This is a genomic window from Paenibacillus sp. FSL H8-0048 (genome assembly GCF_038002825.1).
Taxonomy (GTDB): domain Bacteria; phylum Bacillota; class Bacilli; order Paenibacillales; family Paenibacillaceae; genus Paenibacillus_AQ.
In genome coordinates this window covers 6658407-6670403 of record NZ_JBBODF010000001.1, presented here as the reverse complement: position 1 = coordinate 6670403, position 11997 = coordinate 6658407, and the positions used below count along the sequence as shown (strand labels likewise).

The following is an 11997-nucleotide window of genomic DNA, read 5'->3' as shown; positions in this document are numbered from 1 at the left end:
GGCGATGCTCGAAAAGCGCAATAGAACAGTTTTTCGCACGGGGTGTATCCCAGTAACCGTTTCCGCCCTTTGATTTGTATATGTAGTGTTGACGACTACAGCCTCTTTTAGAATGGATGCGACGGATGCCACCCACTTATTTTCATTCCTGGGGGTGACAAGGTCTCTGTCTTGTCATGCCTGTTTTTCGCATACATTTGTCTCATCCTGCCTGTTCCACTATATTAATCTGATACTCTATTAGGGCATATGCTGGCAGGAGGTCTGCCAGTCCGGCGTATCAGGTCGTGCCGCGTTCCACAGCCGTTACCGGGAACGTATTGGTCATCGCCACCGCCTGGCCCTCGATCTGCTGAACCGCCAGCTCCATAATGGCTTCGCTCATCTGCTGAATCGGCTGCCGGACCGTGCTTAAGCGCGGTGAGATCATGGAGGCGAGCTGCACATCATCATAGCCCACAATGCGCATCGCGGAAGGAATCTCCTTGTTCAGCAGGTTGCAGGCATGAATGACCTCGGCGGCAATCACATCACTGCTGGCAAACACGCCGTCGATCTCAGGATGCTCCTGGAGGTAGGCGGCAATGGCGGTGTCCCCTCCGGTATAGCTCCCCTCTTCAACCTCCAGCTGCAAGTACAGCGGCGCAAGTCCGGCGCGCTTCATCTCCTCTTCGTACCCCTGCCTTCTCAGACCGGCCAGCATGAAGTGATGCTGGGGACCATCGATCCCCCGCTGGATATAGACCGTGTGCCGGCAGCCCTTGCCGGTTAATAACCGGGCAGCCAGCCGTCCGCCCTCCAGATTATCCGAGGTGACCACCGGGATGTCCTCCGAGATTACACGGTCGAAGGAGACAATCGGCAGACCGAGATGCAGATAATGCTGCACATCCAGCACGGCACTGCCCATGATGATGGCATCGACCTGGTTTTTTTTGAGCATCTCGATATAATCTACTTCCTTGGAGACGTTGCGGTTGGAATTGCAGAGCAGCAGCTTGTAGCCCTTAAGGTCTGCATAATATTCGAGATAGGCGGTCAGCTCGGCAAAAAAAGGATGGGAAATCGCCGGGATGATCAGCCCGATCATATTGGATTTTTTGCGGAACAGGGCCCGGGCCATTTCATTCGGCTGATAATTCATTTCCTTCATCACCCGGTAGACCTTCTCCTTCGTCTTGTCACTGATATACCCTCTATTGTTAAGGACTCTGGACACTGTATTCACAGAAAGTCCTGCCTGCTTTGCGACGTCTTTCAGATTCGCCATAGGAACCACCTTGCTTTTTAGTTCCAATTATAGAGGAATTTCGCATGGATTTCAGCTATTGAAGCGTAATCGTCGCTACGGTGAACATTTGGACTTCCCCATTTCCCCTTATTTCAGCGCACCTTCCGTGATCCCCTTGATGATCTGTTTTTGCAGGAACAGATAGATGATCAGCACAGGAATAATTGTCATAATCAGCCCGGCCATCAGCGGCGCATAGTCCACAGAATAGGAGGAGAAGAAGGTATACGTGGACAGCGGCAGGGTCTTCTGATCCGGCGACAGCAGCACGAGACTGGGCAGAAGATAGTCATTCCAGATCCAGAGCACATCGAGCACCAGCAGGGTGACGAATACCGGCTTCAGCAAGGGCAGCACAATACTGAAAAACGTCCGCAGCGTGGTGCTCCCTTCGATAAACGCCGATTCTTCCAGCTCATATGGAATCCCTTTGATAAAGCCGTGGAACGTGAACACACCAAACGGCACCCCGAAGCCGAGATACATGAACAGCAGCGTTAGCTTGGTATTCAGCAGCCCCATATTCCCGTACAGCATGACCATAGGAATCATCAGCACCTGGAAAGGCAGAGCCATGGAGGCCAGCATGAGGAAGAAGAAGATGGAATTCACCTTCCATTTGTAGCGCACGAACAAGTACCCGGTCATCGCCGAGAAAATAATAATGATCGTTACGGAAATCCCCGTAATGATCAGCGAGTTCATGAACCCCTGCATAAAGTCCATATTGTCAAATGCGCTCGCATAGTTCTTGAAATTAATCGTTGTCGGCAGGGACAGCGGGCTCTCGAAGAATTGCTGGGTGGTCTTGAAGGAGTTCATAATAATCAGCAGGAACGGTGTTAAAAAAGCGAACAGCAGCAGGTACAGGAATCCTGTCCGCAGGCCCGAGAGGATGCGCCGGTTAGCATTCATTAAGATTCCACCTCCAGCTTCTTCAGCAGATAGGATTGCGTCAACGCGATAATCGCTACGACAGCGAACAGAACGACTGCCTCTGCCTGGCCGACACCGTATTGATTGGAGAGGAAGGCTTTTTGCACGATATGGTAGGTGGCCAGCTCCGTTGAATTGAACGGTCCGCCCTTCGTTAAGGCCAGGTTGATGTCATACGTTAAGAAGGACCGGGACAGGGAGATGAAAATACAGATGACGATCGCAGGAACCGTCAGCGGCAGAATAATTCTGCGGATTACCGAAGTCCGCCCTGCCCCGTCGATGTTTGCCGCCTCCAGCACATCATTCGGAACGCCTGTGAAGCCCGCGATATAAATGATCATCAGATACCCGACCAGCTGCCAGGCGGTCGCAATAATCAGCGCCCAGAATGCCGTTCCCGTATTCGTCAGCCATGAGGTCTGAAACAGCTCCCAGCCGTATTTAGCGCCAAGGTAAGGCAGCACTTGTGAGAAAAGCGTCTGCCACAGGTAGCCGAGTACGATCCCGCCGACCAGATTGGGTGTGAAGAAGCCTGTGCGCAGCCATTGCTCGCCTCTCCCGCCTCTTGTCAGGGTAAGCGCGATGAAGAAGGCGAACACATTGGCAATCACCACGGTGAAGAAAACATACTTCAGGGTGAACCACAGCTGCTGAAGGAACACCTTGTCCCTGAACACCTCCAGATAATTCGTGAAGCCGATCAGGCTGCTGTCGCCTGTACGGACATCCCAGTTCGTGAAGGTCAAATATAAGCCGACGATGAACGGTATGATCACAACGGCGGCAAAAGCGAAGATAGAGGGACCTCCGAAGACCAGAAACGTCCCCGCATTCTTCAGTGATAGCTTTTTGTTCATAGTGCTGCCCCCTTTCCTCTTAACAGGCTGAACTGGAGAATTTTTTATGTTTTGGGATTAGCCGCGACCCCAGAGAAGTTTTGGACTTCCGGCCGCTGCCCTTCTGCAGATTTCTTGATTTTCATACCGTTTTTAACGGTTGAAATCCGCAGACAAAGGCGGTCGCTATCGCTCCTTCAGTTCCAAAATTCCCCTCCGCCACTTTTCCCTTAACTTAAGTCTTCAAGTTCAATAAATAGAAATTCTCTATTTCCCTGCATACGATTTCCAGTAATCCTGAACCTCCTGCGCAAGCCCCTGGCGGTCGATATTGCCTACCAAGTACTTCTGCATAGCAGCTCCGGTCTTGGCCCAGTAATCCTGCGGCAGGTAATTAATCACACCGATATTGATAATCTTCCCTTGCTTCACGTATTCGCTGACGGCATTGGACATGATGTTCGTGCTCTTCGCCTTAAGATCCTTATACGGCATGGACAGCCCCATATCGCTAATGATGGCCTTCTGCCCGTCCTCGCTGCTGACCATCCATTCGATGAACGCTTTGGCGGCTTCCTGCTGCTCCGGCGTAGACTTAGAATCATCAATGGCGAACAGCTTAGGCTCGCTGTAAGCGACTTGCGTGTTGCCGAAGTCCTCCGGGTTATTGCTCACCGGCAGCGGCAGGATACCGAAGTCGGCATCGCGGCCCTCCAGCGTTCCGATGACCGCCCAGCTCCAGTCCCCCATGAAGTAGAAGGCGGCAGCTCCCTTGGCGAAATCTGCACTGTCGCGGTTATAATCGGCAACGAGCGGGTCGCTCTTACGCGCGTTGTATTTTTTCAGCAGATCGAAGGTATCCATCAGTCCGGTGAACTGCGGATTCTCCGTCAGGTTAACCTGCCCGTTCTTCAGCTCCTCTACGAACTTCCGGTTGTCCTCCACCTTCTGCGACTGCAAGGAATAGGTTAATCCCAGATAGTGGGCGCCGAGCGACCAGTCTGCTCCGTGAAGCATGACCGGTGCTTTGCCGGCCGCTTCAATCTTTTTGAAGACCGCTTCCAGATCATCACGGGTCTTCACGGATGCAGGATCAAAGGCACCGTCGATACCCTCTTCTACCGCACGCTTGTTATACAGCAGACCATAGCCTTGGGCAGTCCAGGGAATACCAAGGAATTGTCCGTCCAGCAATGCGCCGTCGATGGCTCCCGGATTGGTGAGGGCTTCATACTTCGCCTTCTCCGGCTCTAAATCCAGGAAATCATCCTTATATTGAAGTATGGTGCCTGCATCCAGATTCACGATTGTCGCCGGATTGCCGGAGGCCAGCAGGGATTGGAACTTCTCAAGCTGCGCACCGCCGATCGGTGTAGGAATCAGTTCAATCGTCACCTGCGGATTCTGCTCATGATATTTCTTGAACAGCTCCTCGAATACGGTATTGACTTCTGCGGAGGTATTGAAGAAGGTGAGCTTAACGTCCTTGGAGGCTTGCTGTGTCTGTGTTCCCTCATTCCCCTTGTCTTCCTTGACGGCACTATTAGCTGAATTCCCCTTGGAGCAGCCTGCGAGTAATCCGGTGACCACCGTCAGAGCGATAGCGAAGCTTGCAGCTTTTCTCAATTTCAAATGAATTCCCCCCGTACTTATGATTGTTTTGAATGCGCATACATTTTTCGGATGCAACTTTATGATAACCGGTTAACATATTTATGTCAATCGGTTATCATATTTAAATTTTAGCTAATAAAACCCGCCGCCGCTTCCGGTGGTATTGTAATCGGTTTTTCGATTACATTCCGCCCACGCGCCGCTCCCGGTCCAATTGTAATCAGTTTTTCGATTACATTTGGCCCACACGCCGCTCCCGGTCCAAATGTAATCGGTTTTTCGATTACATTCCGCCCACGCGCCGCTCCCGGTCCAATTGTAATCGGTTTTTCGATTACATTCCGCCCACGCGCCGCTCCCAGTCCAATTGTAATCGGTTTTTCGATTACATCCGGCACACACGCCACGCCCGGTCCAATTGTAATCGGTTTTTCGATTACATTTGGCCCACGCGCCGCTTCCGGTCCAATGTAATCGGTTTTTCGATTACATTTGGCTCACACGCCACGCCCAGTCCAATTGTAATCGGTTTTTCGATTACATCCGGCACACACGCCGCTCCCAGTCCAATTGTAATCGGTTTTTCGATTACATTCCGCCCACGCGCCGCTCCCGGTCCAATTGTAATCGGTTTTTCGATTACATTCCGCCCACGCGCCGCTCCCGGTCCAATTGTAATCAGTTTTTCGATTACATTCCGCCCACGCTTTCCCACAGTCCTCGCCGCTGCCCATTGTATTTGCTTTTACCCGGCCAGCAGCAAAAAAGGCTTCAGCCCAAATGAGCCGAAACCTTTCTGTTATAAGGGATAACGCTTACAAACTATATCTGTATAAACTCTGCCCCTTCCTACACTCCGTTATGGCACGGTGGAATCCGGTTCCACAAGCGGGCTTAGCTCTTGCGCAGCCGGTTTCTCCCCCTTGAATTGTCCAATCTCCGGCAAATATCTCACGCATACCATGCTGAGGAGCAGGAAAATCCCAAAGGTCAGGAAGTAGGAGGACCATCCGACCAGGCCTATTACTAGTGGAGCAAGAGCGGGTACGATGGACTGCGGCAATGTATTCGCCACGTTCATAATTCCGAAATCCTTGGCGGCATCTTCCTTACGCGGAAGAATTCTGGCTACAAGTGCGGTATCCACTGCCGAGAAGCAGCCTGCCCCCAGACCGAGGATAACTGCTGCTGTCATGATTGCCGGGAATTGCGGAACAAACGCAAAGATCAGAATTCCAATGATCATAATCGCCGCTGAGGTATACAGGAAAGGCTTTTGCTTCCGTACCTTGTCCGACCAGGCTCCCCCCACAATGCTCATCAGTGCCATCGCCAGAATCATCGCAATATTGATGACTCCTAATCCTTTGGTCGCTTCCTCTTGCGTATAGTTCATCCGGTTAACCAGCATAACTGTAAGATAACTGGCACTGCCGAAACCCAGCATCAAAAAGAACTTAGCTACAATCGCGAAGGTAAACGACGGATATTTTCTCGGGCTGGGATAAATTTTGCTGATCTGCTCCATAACCTTTACCTTGGATTTGGGAGCAGCTGTAATCGTTACTTTACCATCCTTGATCAGGAACAGGCTGACCACAGGTCCGATTACTCCCAGCAGAATTAGCAGCGTCCACTTCACCTCCGCGCTAACGGAAGTCATCACCATCATCAGCACCATACCCGCCGATGCAGCAGCCGGACCCACAAGACCGATAATTCCCGAGATCGTCCCCTGCTTCTCCGGTTTCACCTGTTCCGGGATAAGGGCCATATAAGAGGCCATCGCGAAATTGAAGAAGAATTGTGCAGCAGACCAGCCGATCACGATTTGCCAGATGGCGGTCCCGAATCCGACCAGAACGAGCCCGGCGCTGCCAAGCAGCGCCCCAAGCAGAATCCACGTACGGCGGCGTCCAAACGCGATATTCGTCCGGTCACTGACTGCACCGCCTATGGGATTACCAATCAGGGCAAAGAAAGCCCCAATCCCGGCAACCATACCGTATGATTTTAAATATCCGTCCGGGTCAATATCCATCATTCGGAAGGTCAACAGCAGGATTCCTGGCGTCAGCAATGCGAGCATCATTAACCCGAAACCAATAACGATCCCCACGGTCAACCGGCCTAACGGTGTAGTGGCCTGGCCGTCAATTCTTGTCTCACTCATTCTTAATTCCCCCTATTATTGGTAAAAGGCTACAGAACAACTTTCATCTTATTCTCGTTGTTATAAGCAATATGGAAGTCTTTAGTTCTGAAATCAGCCCAAAGGACCGTCTCGTATGCCTCATTAGCCCAGGTAATCTCCAATTGCCCATTCTCTAACTGATCGTTAACGGCAATAGTTCCGTCAAAGGCCGGATAGCTGTTGCGGAAACGCATAATCTCATACAATCGCTGAAGCAACGGAAGCTTCAACCGGTCCTTAATCTCGGACGTCGTATAATTGTGGCGGTTAATACTTCTTGGTTCCCCGATACGCTTCAGGCTATCCAGATCATTCTCGCCTGCCAGGAGACCGACATAATAGACCTGAGGAATTCCCGGAGCAAACAGCTGCACCACCCGTGCAAGCAGATAGGCCTCATCATCTTCATCCAGTGCAGAGTAATACGTTGACATCAACTGATACTGCTTGGCTTGCGAACCAGACATTTTGACAATTCCGGCTGGCCTCTTGATATACTGCTGGGCTTCTGTTAATTTCTCGTTCACCTTGTCTCTCACCAGGTCGATCTCGCTCTCCTCCAGCAGGCCTGCTACATCGACCACTCCGATCCCGTCATGCGTATCCAGCGTAGTAAATTGCTTGCGGGGACAGATGTTGAACCAATGGATCAGCCTGTCGGTCCGGCCTGTCATTAAGCCATGGAGCATCAGCATCGGCAACGCAAAATCGTACACCCAATGTCCCTGATCAGCCATCTTAAGCTGGACTTTATAGTTCTCATGAATCTCAGGAAGCATCTCCGTGCCGTACGCCTGAAGCGGCTCCATCCCAATGTCCAGCACCTCCCATACGTCCGGTTCAACGAAGAAGCAACTGGTCCCCGGTTTCTTGGTTGCATAGGCAAAGGCATCGAACCGGATTAACGGAACATACTGGGCAATATGCTCTAAGTTACGCTTGAAATAGTCCTGTGTAGCCGGTGCCCAAGGGTTAACATCCACCTGCTCTTCAAAAAAGGTATTCCAGAGCTTCACAACCTTGCCGTCATCCCGGGTGAATTCCTTATACGGCCCCTGCAATTTGCGGCGGTACAGAGCTTCCATTTCTGCTTCGGTCGGCTCTCCGTCAGGCCAGAACTCGTCCCAGTGAATGAACATTTCCCGGTAAGGCGAGGAATCTCCGTTCTGCATATAGTCCTTGAATTCTTCACTGCGGATGGATACATGATTAATCATGAAATCGGCCATCAGATAATATTTCTCCGAGAATCTGCGGATATCTTCCCAGTCGCCAAAGGCCGGATCTACGATATCATAATTAATGACGGCAAACCCCCGGTCCCCCGACGAAGGATAAAAAGGCAGAAGATGGACACCGCCGATAACTCCCTCATAATGGGTATCCAGCACCTCGTACAGTTCCTTGAGATCCCCTCCCATACTATCCGAATACGTGATGAGCATAATTTTGTTCTGCACCTTTTGCATCCTGGTTCCTCCTGGTTAGTAAGTTTCATTAAGAGTCATTTAGAATTTCATCCCGGATCAGACGGGCCATATGAAGCGACAGCTCCGCATGATGATCGGTGATATACAGCACATCTTCGCAGGAAGAGACATGATAATTGAAGAGCCGCTGGCAGATCCACTGAATCGGAAGATAGAGCTCCCCGTCCTTGAATACCGCTTCACACAGCATCGAGTACACCCGGTTCTCCACCACACAGCCAATGCTTCCACGAGTGAATTGCAGTGTTCTTCCATCCCTCAGAACCATCTCCACCGATTGCCCTTCATTGGAAATGTTGCAGCGCTCGCCGCCGAATACATCAGCCACAAACGACGCAGGCACCAGCAGATATTCCCCCCGGATAATCGCGTTTCCATTCAGTCCGTGATACTTCAGCTTCTGATGCTTCAGGGCCGGACCACTCATCCGAACCAATGTGTTGTTAAAATACACCTTAGCGCTCCCGGATGCGATCGCTATAGCGAACCCGTCCCCTTGTCTTGGAATGTTAGGCTCGGTATGGACAAGGCGGCCCTGTTCATCCCTGCTGACACCGGAGAACAAATAATCCCAGACAATCTCGGCATCATCAATGGTCTGGCCGTGGTCCCGGTTCTTCACATCGCGGAAGACCAGGTCGGCATATTCACCCTTGTAAAAAGCAAGGTTATCCTCGCCTGCAATTTTGATTTCCGGTAAAGTATAACAACGGTTAATCCGCTTCCAATACTCCCGGTTGCGCTTGATCACTTCAGCGGAATCACCCGGGTAATGCGGCGGTACCTCATCCAGCTCAAGACGGGTCTGCCAGACGGCCAGCGGTCCTCCCTGATTGATCACTTCATCCTTCCCGTCAAACAGAAGGCGGGGGTCCGCCGGACCGGCAGACCCGGCTTTACCGGCAAACACCGGAGCATGATAACGGGCCATCTGGCTGGTCATCAGATTTCCCATCGACATTCCCTGAATGAAGACTCTGCCCGGATCAATGTTATATTTGCTCTTCATCTGCCCGATAAGGGCCAGCACCAGCTTCATATCAGGGTTGTTCCCGGGATCAGCGGGCGGAGGGTTCAAGAATATGCCTTCCTCATTGGGCGCAGTGGCCGCCTTGTGCTGCTCTGCATCACATTCTACCGTCCAGAATCTGCGTTCACAGGCATTGGGGAACAGGACAATAAATCCTTCACGGTCGGCAACCAGTGTCCACGAGCTGTACACAGCCTGCCCCCACCCCGTCATTAACCCTCCATGCATCGATATAATTAGAGGGACTTGACGCGTCCCGTCGTATGAGGCCGGCACATATTCATACCAGATATTATGCATTCCCTCCACCACCACGCCGGTATGCGCCGTTAATCTTGCCGGATAGACCTGAGAGTTATTTCCGTTCTCGTTTACAACCATATCGGAGCCTTTTATCGCTTCCGGAAGAAACTCCCGATTCTCATAATTGGTAGTTCCTGGAAGAATGACAATCTTCCTGTCCATAGAGATCCATCCCTTATGTTTAGATATAGTGTCCTTGACAGCCGGAATTCAGAACGGGCGATACTCTGCATGCTCCAGCCCGAAGAAGTCCAGGGCATGTTGTATCGCCAGGTCCCAGAATCTCCATTCATGTCCGTACCCTTTCAGCGTCCAGAACTCGGCCTCAAGTCCAATCTCCTGTGCATGGTCCTTGAACAATTTCAAGTTATCATAAATCAGCGTATCCTCGGTGCCGCAGGCGAACAGCAGGCGCGGAAGCTTACCGCTGTCCGCAAGCGAATCCATAATCGCCCATACATTCTCATTAGAATGAATAAAGGCATCCAGTCCACCTGCATTAATCACCATCCCGCGCAAACGCTGCGACATTGGGTCGTCCTGTAACAAATCGGCTTCCGTCAGGTGTTCCATATTCACAGGGGCTGCGGACAATACCGCCGCCGCAGCGAATTTCTCGGGATAATTCACTGCATACTTGATCGTCCCCCGCCCTCCCATCGACAGTCCTGCAATGAAGTTATCCTCGCGCTTGCCGGATGCAGGAAACCAGTTGTAGACCATGGGCATTAGTTCTTCCGTCAAATAGTCATACATATCAAACCCCAGCATGCTGCTGCTCCAGTTGGAATAATTGCTGTTGAGCGCACTGGGCATCACTACGATTAGATCCTTCTCGCAGGCGTATAATTCGATATTGGTTTTTCTGAGCCAGTCCGAATGATCGCCAAAGGTTCCGTGAAGCAGCCAGAGTACCTTGTATTTCCTGGAATCGTTATAATATTCTTTTGCAGGAACATGTTGAGGCTTGTTTGGTAAAATAATCGTAATCTCATGATTGGACTTCAGATACTGGCTCTCAAAATTCATGTTCAGAACGGACATACCTATTTCCTCCTCAGGATTGATCCACAGCAGCCTTACTTGCAGTCAAATGCTTCCGGTTCCATAAGAAAACGGCAAAAGCTATTAAAATCGGAATCGTCATGAACCGGTACATCGCTGCATACCCGTTAACTTCAGTGCCTCCCTTATCCTGTACCATGGATACAATGAATCCGGCAATGGACGGCGTGATCAGGTATCCGGCATCTACACCTATATAATTCGTATTTCCTGCAACTCCGCGTCTCTCGCTGGGTACAAGCTTCATGCAGAGGGTCTGGATCGAAGGCTGGCAGATACCATATCCGCAAGCAGAGACCGCTCCGGCGAAGATAAACATGGGCAGAGACCGGGAGAAGCTGATCACGACAAATGACAGGGCAAAAATCAACATTCCTGGAATGATCGTTGCACTGACGCCGTATCTTTCACTGATTCTGCCGCTGACGGGTCTGGTGAATAACAGACAAACCGCATAGGCTGTAAAGAACAATCCGATTTCTTCTATGCCGATGGCCCCTCCATAGATCAGAATAAAGGAATTAATACAGGAGAACGCACCTGCCAGGAAAAACATGATAATTGTCGGTATGATGACCTCAGGTGCAATAATATTATCCAGGGAAATGGTAAACCTCTGATTGGGAGCCGGTGCTTCAGTCTTCAGTCTCAGCGAGAGCACCAGCACAAGACAAGTTGCACCTGCACTAATCAGGAATACCGCAGTGTATCCATAGGCTTGGACCAGCTCCAGGCCCAGCATCGGGCCTATAGCCGTGGCGATGGCTTGACCTAATGAAAAAACACCTATTCCCGAAGCAATTCTGCTCTCCGGCAGCGCATCACTGGCTAATGCTAAACTGACCGGAGCAAGAAACCCCATGCCGATTCCGTGAAGCAGACGTCCGGCGATAATCATGGAGATGCTGCTGGCCAGGCTGTAACAGATAAACGCCAGAATAATGATGGCGGTAGAGGCAGCCAGTAAATTATTTTTTTTGAAATAGCTGCTTGAGGGGCCAACGATTGGCCGTACACCCAGTGCAGTGATCGCGAACATGCTGGTAACTATTCCGATAATAGTAGCAGTAGCCCCTAAATGGGCAGCAAACTTGGGAATCAGAGCCGTGGTCATAAATTGGTTCAGATTCAGAATGATATTAATCACAAAAATACTAATAAAAGCAGGACTCCAGATACTTTCCTTGCCGGCAGTACTTTTACTTTTGTAAGACCTTCTCATATTTAGCTTCTCC

Annotated in this window: 11 protein-coding genes; all 11 read right to left on the bottom strand. The window is 50.8% G+C overall.

Translation table 11 applies throughout. The features are described 5' to 3' along the window. Window positions 1-280: 280 nt before the first annotated feature. Window positions 281-1270, bottom strand: a complete 990-nt coding sequence (locus tag NSU18_RS28970) for a LacI family DNA-binding transcriptional regulator (protein WP_341017706.1) — start codon at window positions 1268-1270, stop codon at window positions 281-283. A 108-nt stretch (window positions 1271-1378) separates the two neighbouring features. Beyond that, window positions 1379-2206: a carbohydrate ABC transporter permease gene (locus NSU18_RS28965; protein ID WP_341017704.1), complete on the bottom strand. Its 828-nt coding sequence runs from the start codon at window positions 2204-2206 to the stop codon at window positions 1379-1381. Further along, window positions 2206-3087, bottom strand: a complete 882-nt coding sequence (locus tag NSU18_RS28960; RefSeq protein ID WP_341150690.1) for a carbohydrate ABC transporter permease — start codon at window positions 3085-3087, stop codon at window positions 2206-2208. The genes NSU18_RS28965 and NSU18_RS28960 overlap by 1 nt, the downstream gene beginning before the upstream one ends. A 246-nt stretch (window positions 3088-3333) precedes the next feature. Continuing rightward, window positions 3334-4698, bottom strand: coding sequence for an ABC transporter substrate-binding protein (locus NSU18_RS28955; RefSeq protein WP_341150689.1), 1365 nt, complete (start codon window positions 4696-4698; stop codon window positions 3334-3336). Window positions 4699-4808: 110 nt separating this feature from the next. Beyond that, a complete protein-coding gene (locus tag NSU18_RS28950) occupies window positions 4809-5078 on the bottom strand; it encodes a hypothetical protein (RefSeq protein WP_341150688.1) in 270 nt (89 codons plus the stop codon). 38 nt (window positions 5079-5116) lie between these two features. Beyond that, on the bottom strand, window positions 5117-5395 hold the full coding sequence (locus tag NSU18_RS28945) for a hypothetical protein (RefSeq protein ID WP_341017701.1): 279 nt from the start codon (window positions 5393-5395) through the stop codon (window positions 5117-5119). Window positions 5396-5539: 144 nt separating this feature from the next. Further along, window positions 5540-6853, bottom strand: coding sequence for an MFS transporter (locus NSU18_RS28940; protein WP_341017700.1), 1314 nt, complete (start codon window positions 6851-6853; stop codon window positions 5540-5542). A gap of 29 nt (window positions 6854-6882) precedes the next feature. Next, window positions 6883-8343, bottom strand: a complete 1461-nt coding sequence (gtfA, locus tag NSU18_RS28935) for a sucrose phosphorylase (protein WP_341150687.1) — start codon at window positions 8341-8343, stop codon at window positions 6883-6885. A gap of 28 nt (window positions 8344-8371) precedes the next feature. After that, the gene (locus tag NSU18_RS28930; protein WP_341150686.1) at window positions 8372-9859 is read right to left on the bottom strand and encodes an alpha/beta hydrolase family esterase; all 1488 of its coding nucleotides are present in this window, start codon (window positions 9857-9859) and stop codon (window positions 8372-8374) included. A gap of 48 nt (window positions 9860-9907) precedes the next feature. Continuing rightward, window positions 9908-10741 carry an alpha/beta hydrolase gene (locus NSU18_RS28925; protein ID WP_341150685.1) on the bottom strand — a complete coding sequence of 278 codons (834 nt, stop codon included), beginning with the start codon at window positions 10739-10741 and terminating at the stop codon, window positions 9908-9910. A gap of 13 nt (window positions 10742-10754) precedes the next feature. Continuing rightward, window positions 10755-11984 (bottom strand): MFS transporter, encoded by a 1230-nt coding sequence (locus tag NSU18_RS28920; RefSeq protein WP_341150684.1) that lies wholly within the window; start codon window positions 11982-11984, stop codon window positions 10755-10757. Between the last annotated feature and the right edge of the window lie 13 nt (window positions 11985-11997).

What these genes read in the sequence shown, in the direction of transcription:
- NSU18_RS28970 (WP_341017706.1), bottom strand. Translation starts at nt 1,270, where the DNA reads ATGGCGAATCTGAAAGACGTCGCAAAGCAGGCAGGACTTTCTGTGAAT.
- NSU18_RS28965 (WP_341017704.1), bottom strand. Translation starts at nt 2,206, where the DNA reads ATGAATGCTAACCGGCGCATCCTCTCGGGCCTGCGGACAGGATTCCTG.
- NSU18_RS28960 (WP_341150690.1), bottom strand. Translation starts at nt 3,087, where the DNA reads ATGAACAAAAAGCTATCACTGAAGAATGCGGGGACGTTTCTGGTCTTC.
- NSU18_RS28940 (WP_341017700.1), bottom strand. Translation starts at nt 6,853, where the DNA reads ATGAGTGAGACAAGAATTGACGGCCAGGCCACTACACCGTTAGGCCGG.
- gtfA (WP_341150687.1), bottom strand. Translation starts at nt 8,343, where the DNA reads ATGCAAAAGGTGCAGAACAAAATTATGCTCATCACGTATTCGGATAGT.
- NSU18_RS28930 (WP_341150686.1), bottom strand. Translation starts at nt 9,859, where the DNA reads ATGGACAGGAAGATTGTCATTCTTCCAGGAACTACCAATTATGAGAAT.
- NSU18_RS28925 (WP_341150685.1), bottom strand. Translation starts at nt 10,741, where the DNA reads ATGTCCGTTCTGAACATGAATTTTGAGAGCCAGTATCTGAAGTCCAAT.
- NSU18_RS28920 (WP_341150684.1), bottom strand. Translation starts at nt 11,984, where the DNA reads ATGAGAAGGTCTTACAAAAGTAAAAGTACTGCCGGCAAGGAAAGTATC.